The 16,339-nt window shown below is 56.0% G+C and carries 14 protein-coding genes; 5 read left to right on the forward strand and 9 right to left on the reverse strand.

The window, feature by feature from the left end:
* Positions 1 to 90 precede the first annotated feature (90 nt).
* Genes G462_RS0100355 through G462_RS0100380 form a run of 6 tightly spaced genes read right to left on the reverse strand, consistent with a single transcriptional unit; the run spans position 91 to position 6,707 of the window.
* Positions 91 to 834, reverse strand: a complete 744-nt coding sequence (locus tag G462_RS0100355) for a phosphatase (protein ID WP_026957228.1) — start codon at positions 832 to 834, stop codon at positions 91 to 93.
* 12 nt (positions 835 to 846) lie between these two features.
* The gene (kdsB, locus tag G462_RS0100360; RefSeq protein WP_026957229.1) at positions 847 to 1,587 is read right to left on the reverse strand and encodes a 3-deoxy-manno-octulosonate cytidylyltransferase; all 741 of its coding nucleotides are present in this window, start codon (positions 1,585 to 1,587) and stop codon (positions 847 to 849) included.
* The gene (locus G462_RS0100365; protein ID WP_026957230.1) at positions 1,584 to 1,772 is read right to left on the reverse strand and encodes a Trm112 family protein; all 189 of its coding nucleotides are present in this window, start codon (positions 1,770 to 1,772) and stop codon (positions 1,584 to 1,586) included. Before G462_RS0100365 ends, kdsB begins: the two co-directional genes overlap by 4 nt.
* Positions 1,756 to 2,751: a tetraacyldisaccharide 4'-kinase gene (gene lpxK, locus G462_RS0100370; RefSeq protein ID WP_035476220.1), complete on the reverse strand. Its 996-nt coding sequence runs from the start codon at positions 2,749 to 2,751 to the stop codon at positions 1,756 to 1,758. Before lpxK ends, G462_RS0100365 begins: the two co-directional genes overlap by 17 nt.
* A complete protein-coding gene (gene msbA / locus G462_RS0100375; RefSeq protein ID WP_026957232.1) occupies positions 2,748 to 4,505 on the reverse strand; it encodes a lipid A export permease/ATP-binding protein MsbA in 1,758 nt (585 codons plus the stop codon). The genes lpxK and msbA overlap by 4 nt, the downstream gene beginning before the upstream one ends.
* A gap of 30 nt (positions 4,506 to 4,535) precedes the next feature.
* Positions 4,536 to 6,707, reverse strand: coding sequence for a DNA internalization-related competence protein ComEC/Rec2 (locus tag G462_RS0100380; protein ID WP_026957233.1), 2,172 nt, complete (start codon positions 6,705 to 6,707; stop codon positions 4,536 to 4,538).
* A gap of 95 nt (positions 6,708 to 6,802) precedes the next feature.
* On the opposite strand from G462_RS0100380, the gene G462_RS0100385 reads away from it, so the two are divergent.
* Positions 6,803 to 7,324: a DUF2062 domain-containing protein gene (locus tag G462_RS0100385; RefSeq protein WP_026957234.1), complete on the forward strand. Its 522-nt coding sequence runs from the start codon at positions 6,803 to 6,805 to the stop codon at positions 7,322 to 7,324.
* Positions 7,325 to 7,330: 6 nt separating this feature from the next.
* Here the strand turns inward: G462_RS0100385 and lolE are convergent, their stop codons facing one another.
* From lolE to G462_RS0100400, 3 genes are read right to left on the reverse strand one after another with little or no spacing between them, the layout of a single operon-like run.
* Positions 7,331 to 8,572 (reverse strand): lipoprotein-releasing ABC transporter permease subunit LolE, encoded by a 1,242-nt coding sequence (gene lolE, locus G462_RS0100390; RefSeq protein WP_026957235.1) that lies wholly within the window; start codon positions 8,570 to 8,572, stop codon positions 7,331 to 7,333.
* Entirely contained in the window at positions 8,569 to 9,309 is a 741-nt protein-coding gene (gene lolD, locus G462_RS21220; RefSeq protein WP_051326415.1) for a lipoprotein-releasing ABC transporter ATP-binding protein LolD, read from the reverse strand. Before lolD ends, lolE begins: the two co-directional genes overlap by 4 nt.
* A complete protein-coding gene (locus G462_RS0100400; protein WP_245579503.1) occupies positions 9,302 to 10,498 on the reverse strand; it encodes a lipoprotein-releasing ABC transporter permease subunit in 1,197 nt (398 codons plus the stop codon). Before G462_RS0100400 ends, lolD begins: the two co-directional genes overlap by 8 nt.
* Before the next feature lie 174 nt (positions 10,499 to 10,672).
* Between G462_RS0100400 and G462_RS0100405 the strand changes: the two genes are divergently transcribed.
* Genes G462_RS0100405 through G462_RS23685 form a run of 4 tightly spaced genes read left to right on the forward strand, consistent with a single transcriptional unit; the run spans position 10,673 to position 16,322 of the window.
* The gene (locus G462_RS0100405) at positions 10,673 to 11,275 is read left to right on the forward strand and encodes a PilZ domain-containing protein (RefSeq protein WP_026957237.1); all 603 of its coding nucleotides are present in this window, start codon (positions 10,673 to 10,675) and stop codon (positions 11,273 to 11,275) included.
* A 4-nt stretch (positions 11,276 to 11,279) separates the two neighbouring features.
* The gene (gene mfd, locus G462_RS0100410; RefSeq protein ID WP_035476310.1) at positions 11,280 to 14,735 is read left to right on the forward strand and encodes a transcription-repair coupling factor; all 3,456 of its coding nucleotides are present in this window, start codon (positions 11,280 to 11,282) and stop codon (positions 14,733 to 14,735) included.
* Entirely contained in the window at positions 14,725 to 15,921 is a 1,197-nt protein-coding gene (locus G462_RS0100415; RefSeq protein ID WP_026957239.1) for a CsiV family protein, read from the forward strand. Before mfd ends, G462_RS0100415 begins: the two co-directional genes overlap by 11 nt.
* Positions 15,918 to 16,322: a DUF2919 family protein gene (locus tag G462_RS23685; RefSeq protein WP_051326416.1), complete on the forward strand. Its 405-nt coding sequence runs from the start codon at positions 15,918 to 15,920 to the stop codon at positions 16,320 to 16,322. The genes G462_RS0100415 and G462_RS23685 overlap by 4 nt, the downstream gene beginning before the upstream one ends.
* Positions 16,323 to 16,339: the final 17 nt, after the last annotated feature.

A 16,339-nucleotide genomic window follows, 5' to 3' on the forward strand; every position in this document is an offset into this window, starting at 1 on the left:
TCATCACTAGCCATGATGCAAAAGCCCGCTAATCAGCGGGCTTTTTTGTTGGCAAGGTATAACCTTTACGTAGAGGTTAACGCGAGCTAGCTACAGCACCTCTTGATAGTGCTGATGCAGCTGTTTCCCTCTCGCCGCTAGCGCATCTAACAGGCGCTCGGCCCTGGTGCTAACCAAGCGCTCTGCGGGAAAGTCATGCTTTTGCGCCAACGCCAACGCGTGGGGAAAACGCCCTACTTGATAGGAGATATGCGCATCGCTCCCGAAAGAGAGCAGCGCGCCCAATCGCTTAGCCGCCAGCAAGATCTTCTCACAGTTAACATCACTGCCTTGGCGAGAACCGGCAAACGACGAGTTGTTAATCTCAATCATCACCTTATGCTCGGCGGCAGCGGCAACCACGGTATCGATATCGAAGGGGAAGTTGGGATTGCCCAAGTGTCCAAGAATGTCCGCCTTACCGCCTTTGATCACCGCCAGCAAGGCCTTGGAATGGGTCGCTGCATCACCCGGCTTGAAAAGCGGCTCGTGGAAGCTGGCAATCACCACGTCGAGGCGTTGCGCGAGGCTTTCGGTAATATCCAGCTCGCCTTCAGGATTGAGAATATTGGCTTCAATCCCACGCAATACCCCCACCCCATCGACCACCCGCGGGATCACCTTCAGGTTTTCAAAGTGCCAGTAGTGCGGCGCACCGGGCATGGTTGAAGCATGATCGGTCATGGCCATCAGCTTCAGGCCGGTTTGCTTGGCCGCAGCGATGTTCTCTTGCAGCGAACTGTAAGCATGCCCGCTGGCTACCGTGTGGGTATGCGTGTCGGTGACAATCTGCATTGTTAACTCCAGTTAGGTATAGGCACCGAGCAGGGCACGTACCTTTTCGAGGTCTTCCTGAGTGTCGACGCCATGGGCCGGCGTTTCTTGCGCTTCGGCGATACGGATCTTCTCGCCATGCCAAAGCACCCTTAGCTGCTCGAGCTTCTCGACCTGCTCAATTAACGAGGGTTGCCAATTCAGATAACGGCGGATAAACCCGGCCCGATAGCCATAGATCCCGATATGACGAGCAAACGGGAACTGGTCGCCCTGCTGGAGATCGCGTTGAAACGGGATGGCGCTGCGGCTGAAGTAGATAGCGTGGCCATTGCTGTCGCTGATGACCTTAACCACATTAGGATCGTTCAAATCCGCTTCGGCAATCGGCGCGCTTAAGGTCGCCATTTGGGCAATATCGCCCTCAAGCAGTTCCGCTACCTGAGCAATTACGCTCGGTGGAATCAAAGGCTCGTCGCCCTGCACATTCACCACAACCGTATCGGCGGCCAACTGCAGCTTGTCACACACCTCGCCTAAGCGCTCGGTGCCCGACTCATGGTCTGGCGAGGTCATCACCACCTCTGCACCAAAGCCCTGTGCCACCTGCTCGATACGCGTATCGTCTGTGGCAATCACCACCCGTTCCGCCCCGGATTGCAGCGCTTGTCGGTAGACCCGCTCGATCATCGACATACCGGCGATATCAATCAGTGGTTTGCCCGGCAGGCGGGTGCTCTGATAACGGGCTGGAATAACAACAACAAAACTCATTTGGGCAACTCACTGGCGGCCATCTCGCGGGCCTGTTCTTCAATCAGCACCGGAATGCCATCGTTAACCGGGAATGCCAAGCGATCAAACTTGCAGATAAGCTCATCTTGTTGCTTGTCGTAGTAGAGCTTTCCCTTACAAACCGGGCAAGCAACGATTTCCAATAGGTTATAATCTAGCGCCATTGAGGTGTTCCTTCATTAAAGCGTTAAGCGTATCGTAAAACTGTTGCGGAAGTTTGGCACTCACCGGTTGGTAGTACCAATGTTCGCCTGCGCTATCACGATACTTCAATGCGTCTTTTTCGGTCATGACCACATGTCGATTCTGTAGTCGCGATACATCCTGCTCGCTCAGAGCTTGGTGATCGGCCACAGCAATGCACTCTTGCAGCGACGCCCCTTGAGCCTGCAGGCTAGCAAAAAAGCGCGGCGGATGGCCAATGCCAGCGACTGCCGTGATTGAGTTGGTATTTAAATAGTCAGCGCTATCCGTCAGGGGATGGTCATCGCGAACCCGCTTAAGCGGCGCGATATCCAATGACATGCGGTGGCCTTGATTAAAACGCTGCCCTGCCCCATTCGCTACCAGCAAATCGACTTGCTGCAGACGACTAACCGGCTCGCGCAGTGGCCCTGCCGGTAAGCAAAAACCGTTGCCATGGCCGCGTTCGCTGTCCACCACTGCAATCTCGATATCTCGCTCCAGCGCGTAGTGCTGCATGCCATCGTCGCTGATGATGACATCCACGCCTTGCTGCTCCAGAAGCGCTGCGGCCTCAGCGCGCTTGGGTGCCACTACCATCGGGCACTTGGTGCGACTATGGATAAGCAGTGGCTCATCGCCGCACTGCTTTGCCATACTTTGCTGAGAGACTTGGTAGGGGTAGTGCTCCGCCTTGCCACCATAGCCGCGACTCAGTACACCGGGGTTGAGGCCTAGCTGCTGAAAGTATTCCACTAGTGCTACCACTAATGGGGTTTTGCCATTGCCACCGACACTGATATTGCCGACTACTAACACCGGAACCTTGGCGCGGTAGCCGCCTTTTCGCTGGTAGGAGCGCCGCCGAAGCCCCGCTATCAGCGAGAACAGCAGGCTCAGCGGCCACAACAGCACAATTAACGGCCACTGCCACAGCTTGGGGGCATACCAAAGGCTCACTCTTCAGCTTGCCCATATTGAATCGAGCGTAGCTGGTAATAGCTCCCTTTGGCTGCCATCAGGGTTTCGTGGTCGCCTTGCTCAACGACCCGGCCTTCATCGATCACTACAATCTTATCGGCACGTTCAATGGTGGAGAGACGGTGAGCAATAACGATGGCGGTGCGATCGCTACACACCCGGTCGACCGCCTGTTGAATCTTGCGCTCGGATTCGCTATCCAGCGCAGAGGTGGCTTCATCCATAATCAAGATAGGCGCGTCTCGCAGCAGGGCGCGGGCAATGGCGATACGTTGACGCTGACCACCGGAAAGCATGACGCCTTTCTCACCGACCAGCGTGTCGTAGCCATCTTCCAGCTCGTTGACAAACTCCGCCACATTGGCCATTTCTGCGGCGGCGACGATCTGCTCGTGGCTTGCCTCCGACATACCATAGGCGATATTGCTAGCGATACTGCCGCTGAACAGGTGCACCGATTGCGACACTTGGGCGATTTGCTGGCGCAGATTGTTAAGGGTGTAATCCGACAGCGGAATGCCATCGAGCTCAATGCTGCCATACTCCACATCGTAAAAGCGTGGTATCAGCGATGCGATGGTACTCTTACCACTACCGGAGCGGCCGACAAAGGCAACCGTCTCACCCGCTTGAATCTCTAAATCAACGTTCTTCAGCACCTCGATATCCGGCTTAGAGGGGTAGCAAAAGCTCACACCTTTAAGCTCAACACGGCCCTTAGCTCGTTCAACTTCTACACTGCCCTCATCCACTTCACCCGGCATATCCAGCACGGTAAACAAGCTGCCACAGGCCGCAAGTGCTTTTTGAATTTCGTTGTTGATGGAGGTGATAACCTTGAGCGGTTTCAACAGCATCATGATCGATGTAACGATCACGGTGAAGGTACCGGGCGTTAACTGTTCCACGATGCCCGGGAACGAGGCAATGTACAACACGATTGCCAAACCTGAAGAGGCAATAATCTGCACAGCCGGGTTAGCGATGGCACTGGCCGACGCCATCTTCATCTGCTGGCGGCGAATGTTGTTACTTACCACATCAAACTCATCGGCTTCCTGTTTTTGCCCACCAAAGGCCAGGATCTCACGGTGACCATTGAGCATCTGCTCTGAAGAGGTTGTTACTTTGCCCATCGCAGTCTGGATGTTGCGGCTGATCTTACGAAAACGCTTGGACACGATGCGGATCGCCACGGCCACAACCGGCCCCACCAAGAAGAACACCATAGAAAGCTGCCAGCTGTGATAGAACATCAAACCGAGCAAGCCAATAATCGTCGCCGTCTCGCGCACTAAGCTCACCAAGGCGTTGGTCGCTGCAGAGCTAACTTGGGTCGAGTCGTAGGTGATTTTAGAAAGCAGGTCACCCGTGGGGTTTTTATCGAAGAACGAAACAGGCATCGACATCAGTCGGGTAAAGATCTGACGGCGGATCTTCATCACTAAGTGGCTACCCACCCACGCCATGCCATAGGATGAGGCGAAGTTACAGATGCCCCGGAACAGCACAATCAGCATCACAAAGATCGGCATATATTTAAGAACGTTGGGATTGTTCCCGGTCAGTCCGTCATCAATCAGAGGCTTGATGGAGTAGACGAAAATAGTATCGACAATGCCGTAACCAATCATGCCGATAATAGCCAGTATCAAACCGCTCTTGCGATCCTTCACATAGCTCAGCAGGCGCTTAAAATTGGCTTTGCTGTCAGTTGCCGTTTCTTCAATCATAAAATGTCATCTGTTACACATAAAACCGAGCTATTCTACCCAGTCGGGGGCCAAATCACTACTAGTGTTTCGATGATACCAATAGCGCTGTCGATGGCTGCGCTCGCTGACCACCTCAACCCCGCTTTGCGATATCCGAAACTCCACTGATCCACTGCTAGCAGTGACGTACTGCTGAGCGCCCCGGTAGGCCTCTAGCGTCTCAGTAGCAGGAAAGCCATATTGGTTAGCAAAACCAGCACTATGCACCACATACTGCGGCTTGAGCGCCCTCACCCACGCACGACTCGAGGAGCTGCGACTGCCATGGTGGGGACTCACTAAAACATCAACCTTTGGCAGCCCTTTCTCGACCAGCACCTCTTCAGCCGAGCGTTCAACATCACCACTAATCAAAACCCGATGCATAGGGCCTTCAACTAACAACAAGCAAGAGCCGTTGTTGCCACTAAACTGTTCGGCATGGAACAAGCGTAGCCGTAAACCGTGCCAATCAACCGTATCGTTGCAGTTTGCTGATGACCAACGATGATCACGCCCACGGTAAACATCGGCACCGGGAAACATGCTTAGCAGTGGCAGCTCTGCGCCAGCATGGTCATTATCGGCGTGACTAAGCACTATATGTTCAACCCTCGGGCTGCCATTCCCTCGCCACCAAGGCAGAAAGCTGGCCTCAAAAAAGCTAAAACCGCTGGGATAACGCGCACCCGTATCGTAGAGCAGCACATGACCTGCTCGCTCTACCACCACCGACAGCCCCTGCCCAACATCAAGCACCACTACCCGCCATTGAGAGGCGCGCTGCGGCGCAACCAGCAATGTGTTGATACTCGGCGCGAGCAACACCGCGAGTAGCACAGCAGCTCTGGACAAACGGGAACGCAACAATAAAAGGCTGGATAACACCAACCACCACATACCACTGAGCCAACCGGGCGCATGGGCACTGAGTGGCGACAGTTCTGATAAGCTGGCTAGGGCATTATCGACATAAGCAATCACCACGCCCATGGTTTGCCAAACCAGCATACTCAAGGGCTCAGAGACGCCCAACAGCAACAGCCCCATCATGCACCCCGGAATCACTACCAAGGTAAACAGCGGCACCATCACTAGATTAATGGGCAGCGCGAACAAGGCAACGCCGCCGAACAGACCAAGTTGAAGCGGCAACAGCATCAAACCGATAACGAGCTGTATCGCCACCAACTGTTTTAGCTTGCTCGTGCGCTGCCACCATAGCGCCAGCAAAACTGCCGCCGTTGCCGCAAAAGAGAGGTAAAAACTGCTGTCATAGACGCTGAACGGGAAGACCAGCACGATAACCAAGGCCGATAGGAGCACGCCTTGCCACGGTCGCCAGAGCTGTCGATAAAAGACGCCCAGCAGTACCAAGCTAAACATCAGCAAGGCCCTGAGAGCAGGCAAGGCCCAACCGGTAAGCGCCACATAACCGAGAGTGGCCGCCAAGCACAGTATCAACCGGCTTACCCGAAATCGGTTGCCCGCTAATAGCAAGCTCAGCCCCCCCCACACCCACAGCCCAACCGTGGCGATGTGTAAGCCGGACACCACCAACAGATGGCTTAGTCCTGCCTCGCGAAAGCGCGTAAGCTGCTCAGGCGCCAACAGCCGCTTATCCCCTGAGAGTAGCGCCAGAATAACCCCTCCTTGCTCAAGCGTAATAAGGGAAGCAGCTAGATTAGCGACACTGCGTTCTCGCCAATCACGCGCTCCGCTTATGCTCTCAATCTCAATCAAGCGACCTTTTGCGACCACCTGCTTGGCCAGCAACCAACGGGTATAGTTAAAGCCATAGTGATTAAGCGGTGCATGGGCAGGTTTGAGTTTGGCTGTTGCGACAAGGACTTGTCCCACCTCAAAGTCTCGCGCTTGATTGTCATAGATAATCAGCGCCGCCTTGAAGAGAGCGTTACAGCATTGCCCATAGCCCTCGATTCGGTGTAAATTAAGCCGCATTTGCAAGCCGTAGCTTTTCGCATCGAGCTGGGTAATGGTTCCTGAAAAGCGTACAGGCTGCTGGTAGGATTCAACATGCTGGATCAGGCTGCGATAGCCATGGGCGTGAAACCCCAGCCAAGCAATACCCAATAGTAAGCCCGCGATAAATCGGTAGCGTAGTAACAAAGCGAGCACACCCGCAATGAAAGCGCCACAGATTACTGCTAGAGTCGGCACAGAGTGCCACCATAGTGAAGAGATGGCCGCAGACAAAAACGCGCTTGCAAAAACCAACGCAGTAGTTATCGAGTAGTGAGTTAATAACTAACTATATGCCAAAACGTACCATACAGCGATTCATCCCTAAGACTGAAGAATTGCGCCAGCATAAGCATTTGAAGTTTCTGGGTGATTGGCTGCATAGCCCTAGCATCTGGCACTTAAATCGTCGCTCGGCCGCAGGCGGATTCGCCCTCGGCATCTTTGTCGCCTTTGTGCCGATCCCGATGCAGATGATCCTGGCCGCCATGTTAGCCATCGCGCTGAAGGTTAATCTGCCTTTGTCAGTGGCCATGGTGTGGATCTCAAACCCGATTACCTGGCCGGCGATGTTCTATGGCTGCTACTGGGTGGGCACCAAGCTACTTGGCCAGGCCACGCTGGACTATCGCTTCCATGTCAGTATTGAAGGGCTGCGCAGCCTGCTAACCGCCCTCGGCCCGGCTTTTTTGTTGGGCAGCTTAGTTTGTGGCGTAGTGTTCGCGATTATTGGCTACGTGTTTATGACCAATCTTTGGCGAGCCTCAGTGCGACGCCGTTATCTGCGACGTCGTAGTAAGGTGAACCCCGAGTAAGGGCGCTTAACCGCCTAACTCTTGGGCGGGGCGAATGCGGGTTGCCTGCCAAGCAGGCCACAGCGTCGCCAGCAAGCTCAGGCTCAATGCAGCCAGTGCCACCAGCGCCACATCACTCCACAGCAGCTCCACCGGCAGAAAGTCGATAAAGTAGATATCGGCCGATAAGATGGTGCGACCGAGCAACTGCTCAACCCCAGCCACCAGCGATGGCAGGCTCCAAACGCCTAACAGCCCCAACACCACGCCAAGCAAGCATCCGAGCACGCCATTGTAGGCGCCATACACCACAAAGGCGCGGATCAACAAACCGTCTTCCGCCCCCATGGTTTTGAGGATGGCAATGTCTGAGCGCTTCTCGGTCACCGCCAGAATAAGAGTAGAGACAATGTTAAAGCTGGCCACCGCCACAATGAGCAGCATAATGGCGTACATAATGGTGCGTACCAACTGAATGTCCTGGTACAAAAAGCCATGGGTACGCATCCAAGAGCGAACATACACCAACTGCTCGGAGTGCATACCAATAGTGCGCACCAGCTCATCGGCTTGCAGCGGGTTAGACACGCGCAGGCTGATCCCACTCACGCCCGATTCCCATTGATTTAACTGGCGGGCCTGATCGATGTGTACAAAACCCAGCTGGTTATCGAGCTGACCGGCGGCGCGCATTAGCCCCACCACCCGCACCGCCACCCGCTGTGGCGAACTCAGGCGCTGGCCAGTGCTTTGCTGAGGTAGCAGCAGCGTTGCAGTATCACCGGCTGCGAGCCCCAACTCATCGGCAATGCCCGCGCCAATAATGATGTTGGCTTGTGTGGGCTCGAGCGCCTGCCAGGCTTCGCTTGATACAAACTCCGGCAAGCGGCTGATCTGGCGCTCGGCGTCAGGGTCGATACCCTTCACCGCAATCGCCTTCATCTGCTTACCTTTTTGCAGCAAGCCACTTAGGCTTATGTAGGGCGCTGCCGCTTCAACCCCTTGTTGTGAGGTGGCGATCTCCAGCAAGCCAGCGCCATCGGCCAGTGGCTGCTCCACCGCTTCCAGCTCTCCGTGGCTGATGATTGCCAAAAAGCGCTGCTGCAGCTCCCGCTCGAAGCCATTCATCACCGACAGGCCAATGATCAGCACTGCCACCCCGAGCAAGATCCCGATGGTGCTCGATGCAGAAATAAATGAAATAAAGCCGTTACGGTGGCGCGCTCGGTGATAGCGCAGCCCGATTAAGGTCGACAGCGGCAAACTCACGCGCCCACCTCTTGGGTGTTGTCCTCTGCAGCTCGGTCTTGAGAGTGACCGTCTTGAAAGCGGCCATCCTGCATATGCATCTGGCGAGGGAAACGCGCGGCCAGCTGCAAGTCGTGGGTCACCACCACAAAGGCAGTACCCAAGTCGCGATTTAGCTCCAACAGCAGCTCGTAGATTGATGCAGTACTGTTGCTGTCCAAGTTGCCGGTGGGCTCATCAGCCAAAACCAATGAGGGCTGATTTACCAGCGCCCGAGCAATCGCAGTGCGCTGACGCTCACCGCCGGAAAGCTCTGAAGGGCGATGCGTTAAGCGGTGACCTAAGCCTACCCGCTTCAATAACTCAGCCGCTTTTTGCATCGCGTCGGCGCGCTTTACCCCAGCAATAAATAGCGGCATCGCCACGTTTTCCTGCGCAGTGAACTCACCGAGCAAGTGGTGGAACTGGTAGATAAAGCCCAGCTTTTGATTACGCAGCGCAGCCAATTGCTTGTTGCTCATTCCCGCTAAGCGCTGCCCATCAATGGCAACCTCACCGGCGGTGACGCTATCAAGTGCTCCCAGCAGGTGCAGCAAGGTGCTTTTGCCAGAGCCCGAGGCCCCAACAATGGCGATGGCATCGCCGCGCTCCACCCGCATATCCACACCATGCAATACCTCGGTTTGCATATCACCGTCTTGATAGACCTTGGTCAGGCCGCGGGCCTCAAGTACCGGCGCTTGGGAAGAATTATTCATGTCGCAATACCTCTGCTGGCAAGATCTGGCTGGCTCGCCAGGCGGGGTAAATAGTCGCCACCACGCTCAGCAGCATGGCACCAATGGTTACAATAAGAATTTGCTCGGTTTTAAACAGTACCGGCAGACCGCTACCGCCAAGGTTGGCGATAAAGTTAAGGCCAATCAAAGACATCAGCGGATTGATGTAGGTGGCCAGTAGGAAACCCAACAAGGCCCCCACTAAGGCGCCGATACAGCCACTCCACGCCCCCTGCAGGACAAAGATATGCACCACCCGGCGCCGCTCCAGCCCAAGCGTCTGCAGTATCGCCACATCGCCCTGCTTGTCGCCAACCATCATGACCAGCGATGACAAAATATTAAAAGCTGCCACCGCGATGATTAAGCAAAATAACAGGCCCATCATGTTCTTTTCCATGCGTACCGCTTGGAATAGCTCGCCGTAGTAGCTACGCCAATCGCTAAACTCAAGACCCGCAGCATTGAGTAGAGGTGAGAAGACATCGATATCAAAGGGGTCATTGAGGAAGAAGCGGGTTTGCTCCAGGTCCGCCCGGCGGCTGCGCTGCAGGCGGGCAAGGTCATCGATATGTACCAGCGCATATTGGCTATCGACCTCAGCGCCAAACTGAAAGATCCCAGCCACGGTGAAGTTTCGCTGGGCTGGCATCTCGCCAAGTGGCGTGTAAACCAGTCGCTCGGTGGCCATTACTCGCACCGTATCACCGACGTGAACACCCAGCGTGTTGGCAACATTAATGCCCAACACTATCTGATACTTACCAGCTTGTAGCTCGCCTAAGCGCCCCACCAGCATGGCCTTATCCAAGGCTTTTGCATCAGCCTGTACGGCGGGGTCAATCCCCTGCACTAGCCCCGCTTGCAGGCCTTTGCTGCTTTGCAGCACCACTTCACTGAGGATTAATGGCGAGGACGGCAAGGACTGTAGCGCTTCGGGCACCGCCTGTTCTGCAGGGACACTGAGGTGGGGAACCAGGTTGAGGATGCGCTGCTTGAGCTGAGCCTCAAAGCCATTCATCACCGAAATCACGGTAATCAGCGCAGCAACCCCAAGGGTGATACCTAATGTGGAGAACCAACTAACGAAGGAGGCAAAGCGTTGCTGCTTGGCGCCGCGGGAGAACCGCCAGGCGATAAAACGGTGCAGCCAAAAATGCGAGCTCACTGTTATTCTTCTATTTATCCAAAAACAGGCCACATCATACCCTGAGGCTGACCCCGGCAACAAGCCGGCTTATGTGACAGAAACACCAGTAGGGACAAGCGCTTGTATTCGTTTGCATTCGAATTGCCAACTTGGTCTAATGCCAAGTTACACCCCAGCTACCCTAGGACAGGCATGCAACAGCAGTATTTCAGCGTGCAGCACGCGCTTAACCTCAATGTAGAGGCGGTCAAGCCGCAAGCGCTCCCTCTCGACCAGCAACAGTTTGAGGCCGAGATCCCCGAGCCATTTCGGCTAAGCGGCGAAAACTCTACCGAAGAGCTGGCCAGCTTGCGTGGCCTAAAACCACTGGGTGAAGCCGGTGAGTTGCTGCTTGCCTACCTTGAGCGCCAAGCCAACAAGCTTAACCGGGTACTGAGTTATGTGCTGTCGCACCACGACAACGCCGAGCAGCGCTGTCAGAGCATCAGCTTTGGCGGCTCGGAGCTAAGCTTTGCCTGGAACAGCGACTTCGAGGTGGGTCAGGCGCTGCGCGTAAAGATCTTTGTTCCGGAAGAAAACGCCGCGATCTACTGCTACGGTGAGGTAGAGCGGGTTGAAGCGCGCCCAAGCCAATCGCCAGATGAAAGCGAAGCCAACTCACAGATCCACGTCTCTTACCGCTGGATCCGAGAACAAGACATCGAACTGCTGGTGCGCGCAAGCTTGCACATTCAGACCCAACAACTTAAAGACCGCGCCAATGCGCGCCAACAGAGCCAACAAAACGACCAGTAATAACATGGCAAATCTGATTGACTTACCCCTGCCGGCGGGTGCCGGTGATCAACAACACTTAGCGAATCTGCCTGGTAGTACCTTGGCTCTGGTGATTGCCCAATATATCGAGCAGCTAAAACAACCGGTGCTGATCCTAACCGAAGACACCCGCAGCGCCCTGCAGCTAGAGCGCGAAGTCAACGGCCTGCCCCCCGAGCGCAGTATTAACCTGCTGCCCGACTGGGAAACCCTGCCCTACGATAACTTTTCGCCGCATCAGGACATTATCTCCCAGCGCATTCTCAGCCTGAATCAGCTTAATCAGAACCCCGAGAGTGTGGTGATCGCGCCGATCAGCACCTGGCTGCAGCGCGCCGCGCCGGCCTCGTTTCTGAGTCAGCATAGCCTGCAGCTCAAGGCCGGACAGCAGCTCTCGCTCAGCGCCTTTAAGGAGCGCTTGGCTAAGGCCGGTTATCTGCATGTTGAGCAGGTGATGGAGCACGGCGAGTTTGCTCTGCGCGGCAGCTTGCTCGATTTGTTCCCAATGGGCAGCGATCGCCCCTACCGGCTGGATTTCTTCGATGATGAGCTGGAGAGCATCCGCGACTTTGACCCAGACACCCAGCGCAGTCAGGACACCCACCAGCAGCTAACCCTGCTGCCAGCCCACGAATTTCCCAGCGACAGCGCTGGTATCGAGCAGTTCCGCAAGCAGTGGCGAGAGCGCTTCGACACCAGCCGAGAGCCGGAGTCGATCTACCAGCAGGTCTCCAAGGGCGTGATGCCCGCCGGTATCGAATACTACCTGCCGCTGTTTCACCAGTGCACCGAGCTACTGTCTGAGCAGTTGCATCCCGATACCGTGGTACTGCGAGTGGGCGATCTGGAAGCCGCCAGCCGGCTGTTCTGGCAAGAGCTGGAGCAGCGCTATGAGAACCGCCGCTACGATCGCCAGCGCCCTATCTTGCCGCCGCAAGAGCTCTACGCCGACACCAACGAATGCTTCGCCGCGCTAAAACCCTTTAGCTTGATCAAACTGCAGGTAGGGAAAACCCGCGCCAGCGGCAACCGCCAGAACTTCCCGGCCAATCCGCTGCCCGATCTGAGCGTAAATCACCGCCTTAACCAACCCTTGCAAGCGCTGCAGCACTATATCGAGCATCACCCGCAGGCTCGCATCTGTTTCGTCGCAGAAACCGACGGCCGCCGCGAGGCCCTCAAAGCCTTGCTACGCCCGCTCAAACTCAAGCTACGCGAGGTTAACTCGCTGGGCGAGTTCGTTGAGCGTAAGTTCGAGCTCGGTCTGCTGGTCGCACCGCTGGAGAAAGGCTTTGAGCTGAGCGAACCGGCTATTCAGGTAGTGACCGAGGCCGACTTGCTCGGCGCTAAGGTGCGCACCCGTAAGCATCGCGAAGCCGCCAAAGGCATTCAGGCGGATGCGCTGATCCGCAACTTGGCCGAGCTATCGCTTGGCCAACCGGTGGTGCATATCGAACACGGGGTGGGTCGCTATCACGGCCTGACTAGCTTCGAGAATGGCGGCATCGTCACCGAGTTCTTGCAGCTTGAATACGCCAATGAAGCCAAGCTGTATGTGCCGGTGAGCGCGCTGCACCTTATTAGCCGCTACTCGGGGGCCAATGAAGAGAGCGCCCCGCTGCATAAACTCGGCAATGACCAGTGGCAGAAAGCCAAGCAAAAAGCCGCTGAGAGAGTGCGCGATGTTGCCGCTGAGCTTCTCGAGGTCTATGCCAAACGCGCCGCCAAGCCGGGCTATCAGTTTACTGTCGATGACAGCGCCTACCAGCAGTTTTGCGCCGACTTCCCGTTTGAGGAAACCGACGATCAGCTCAACGCCATTGACGCCATGATCAAGGACATGCGCAGCCCCAACGCCATGGACCGCTTGGTGTGTGGTGACGTGGGCTTTGGCAAAACCGAAGTGGCCATGCGCGCCGCATTTGTGGCGGTTAACGCTGGCAAGCAGGTGGCGGTGTTGGTACCCACTACCCTGCTGGCGCAGCAGCACTTTGACAACTTCAGCGACCGCTTCGCCAACTGGCCGGTAAATGTCGCGGTACTGTCGCGCTTTAAAACGCCTAAAGAGCAGCGCGAGATCTTGGCGCAAATCGAAGCCGGTCAGGTGGATATCATCATCGGTACCCATAAGCTTTTGAGCAAAGAGATCAAGTTCGCTGATCTTGGCCTGTTGGTGGTCGACGAAGAGCACCGCTTTGGGGTGCGCCACAAAGAGCAGATCAAAGCGATGCGCGCCGATGTCGACATTCTTACCCTCACCGCCACGCCGATCCCACGTACCCTGAATATGGCGATGAGTGGGATGCGCGATCTATCGATTATCGCCACCCCGCCCGCCAAGCGCTTAGCGGTGAAAACCTTTGTTCGCCAGCACGAAGTAGCGTTGGTGAAAGAAGCCATCAGCCGGGAGATTATGCGCGGTGGTCAGGTCTACTTCCTGCACAACAAGGTGGAGACCATCGACCGAGTTGCTCAAGAGCTGGAAGAGTGGCTACCGCAAGCGCGCATCACCGTGGCCCACGGCCAGATGCGCGAGCGCGAACTAGAGCGGATCATGAGCGATTTCCACCACCAGCGCTTTAACGTGCTGGTGTGTACCACCATTATCGAAACCGGCATCGATATCCCAAGCGCCAACACCATCATTATCAACCGCGCCGACAACTTCGGCCTGGCGCAGTTACACCAGCTACGCGGCCGGGTGGGACGCTCTCACCACCAAGCCTATGCTTACTTACTCACGCCGCCGCCGAAGCTTATGACCAAGGATGCAGTTAAGCGCCTCGACGCCATCTCGCAGCTGGAGGACCTTGGCGCTGGCTTTACCCTGGCGACCCACGACTTGGAGATCCGCGGCGCTGGTGAGCTGCTCGGCGATGAGCAAAGCGGCCAGATTGAAGCGGTCGGTTTTACCTTGTACATGGAGATGCTGGAGCGCGCGGTCACCGCCATGAAAAATGGTGAGGAGCTGGACTGGGATCTTAGCCAGAGCCAGCAATGCGATATGGAGCTACGCCTGCCCGCCTTGCTGCCGGAAGATTATATCTTCGATGTCACCACCCGCCTTACGCTGTATAAGCGCTTAGCAAACTGCCGCGACAGCCATGAGCTACGCGAGCTGCAGGTGGAGCTGATTGACCGCTTTGGCTTGTTGCCAGAGGCGGCCAAGAACCTATTCAGCGTGCAGCAGCTAAAACTTGATGCCACCGAACTGGGCATCAAGCGACTAGAAGCGGGGCCGAAAGGCGGCAGCGTCGAGTTTGCGGAACAGACGAAAGTCGATCCCGCTTTTCTGGTAAGCCTGTTACAATCCCAACCAAGAATTTATCGCCTAGAAGGCGCCAACAAGCTTAAGTTCACCATCCCCAGCGAGGGGCATGAGGAGCGCTTAAACTTGGTGGAAACATTACTGGAGCAACTGTCTAACCATGAGTCTTAAGCCCCTGCTAAGCGGCCTGCTGCTGCTTCTTCCATTGGCACAAAGTCAGGCGGAAGAGCGCTGGTTTGATATTGAAGTGATCGTGTTTAAGCGCGATGTCGCGCTAGAGCAAACCTCTGAGCACTGGCCGCAGCCCCAGTCGCTGTCGATTAAGCCCCAGCAAGCCCTGCTGGCCCCGATGTTCGAGTGTATCGAACCCTGCGCCCAGCCAAGCTTCCGCCAGTTGCCCAGCCAGATAGATGGCCGCGGCTGGCCAATTAGCGGCGCCACCAAGCGCAGTATGCTAAGTGCTGCGCAGCTGGAGCTAAAAGACGAGTTTGCTCGCCTAAATGCCCACGATGCCTATACCCCGCTGATGCACATCGGTTGGCGCGAAGTGGTTGCGCCGCGTAATCGCGCCAAACACTACCAGCTGGTTGCTGGTCGCGATTTCTCGGACCGCTTCGCGGATAGCGGCCTATTGCATGGCCAAGACCCACTAGAGCCAGCAGCAGATGACTCAGACCTGCCAAGCAACGAGCAGCAAGGTGACGAGCAGTCTAGTCTGGACTTGGCGCTCAGCGATTTACTTAGCGATGCCGACGCCGAACAGCCAGCCCAAGTTAACTCGCTCTGGGAGCTAGACGGTGGCATTCAGGTCTATCTGCAGCACTACTTGTATATCGACGCGCAATTCCTGTTGCGCCGCCCAGAGCGAGTTAAAGTGGTAACTGAAGCGGCTGAAGCAGAAGTGGCCGAGCCAGAGACTAGCCTCCCTGAGGCTATCACTGACGAGCCAAATGAAGTGGTGCTTATCGGCGGCTTGGACGACGTAGAGCCTGCGGAGTCAAGTTCGTCAATCAGCCAAAGTGAGTACCAGCAACAGCTGCAGAGCTTCCGCTTCGACCAGCGTCGCCGAGTTCGTTCCGGTGAGGTTCACTACTTTGACCACCCGCTGATGGGCATGCTGATCCAGATACGCCGCAGCCCTGAAGCCAGCGCAGACGCATCATTTGAGCCATCGGCTGAGCAGTTAGTCGAGCTTGAGGGAGACGCCGTCGAACCGGAGAATGAGGTTCAAACCTTGTCGAATGAGGACATTGAAAGCAGCGACGACACCGCTCAGCAAAACGAGCAAACTCGTCCGCTAGCTAACGAAGTGGCCAGCGACGAGGCCACTGCTGATAACGCCTCACCTGCCGCGTGAATCCACATCAACCGACGCTGCTGCTTGCCAGCGTTCTGCTTAGTCGAACTTGGTGGCTGTTTATCTTCGCAGCCGCCAGTCGCGATCAGGGTGCGGAGTTACTCGCCCTGTTCTACCCAGACCGCCAATGGTTTTACCTCAGCCTGATTGCCGGACTCATTCCTTTTTCCAAGCTGATTGTGGTCAAGCCATGGCAGCGCGTTCCGTGGCGCTTGCAGGCGGCGATACTCACGTTGATGACTCTGGCAGACATTGGCTACCAGCTAAAGGTAGTGGCAGCCAGTTCGTGGGATTTTCACTTGAGCAATGCGTTGCTGCTTTGGCTGGCGACAATGAGCCTTTGGCTGCTGCTGCGCGCACTGTTTAGCCGAACCCACTTAGAACACCCCTTTGTGAGCTAAGCGCGTTTAGCTAAACG

The organism is Aliagarivorans taiwanensis DSM 22990, from assembly GCF_000429505.1.
In the GTDB taxonomy this organism is placed as follows: Bacteria; Pseudomonadota; Gammaproteobacteria; order Enterobacterales; family Celerinatantimonadaceae; genus Aliagarivorans; species Aliagarivorans taiwanensis.

Bases quoted from the DNA above. Each gene is read 5' to 3' on its own strand.
- G462_RS0100355 (WP_026957228.1), bottom strand. From the start codon at position 834: ATGCAGATTGTCACCGACACGCATACCCACACGGTAGCCAGCGGGCAT.
- kdsB (WP_026957229.1), bottom strand. From the start codon at position 1,587: ATGAGTTTTGTTGTTGTTATTCCAGCCCGTTATCAGAGCACCCGCCTG.
- G462_RS0100365 (WP_026957230.1), bottom strand. From the start codon at position 1,772: ATGGCGCTAGATTATAACCTATTGGAAATCGTTGCTTGCCCGGTTTGT.
- msbA (WP_026957232.1), bottom strand. From the start codon at position 4,505: ATGATTGAAGAAACGGCAACTGACAGCAAAGCCAATTTTAAGCGCCTG.
- G462_RS0100385 (WP_026957234.1), top strand. From the start codon at position 6,803: ATGCCAAAACGTACCATACAGCGATTCATCCCTAAGACTGAAGAATTG.
- lolD (WP_051326415.1), bottom strand. From the start codon at position 9,309: ATGAATAATTCTTCCCAAGCGCCGGTACTTGAGGCCCGCGGCCTGACC.
- G462_RS0100405 (WP_026957237.1), top strand. From the start codon at position 10,673: ATGCAACAGCAGTATTTCAGCGTGCAGCACGCGCTTAACCTCAATGTA.
- mfd (WP_035476310.1), top strand. From the start codon at position 11,280: ATGGCAAATCTGATTGACTTACCCCTGCCGGCGGGTGCCGGTGATCAA.
- G462_RS0100415 (WP_026957239.1), top strand. From the start codon at position 14,725: ATGAGTCTTAAGCCCCTGCTAAGCGGCCTGCTGCTGCTTCTTCCATTG.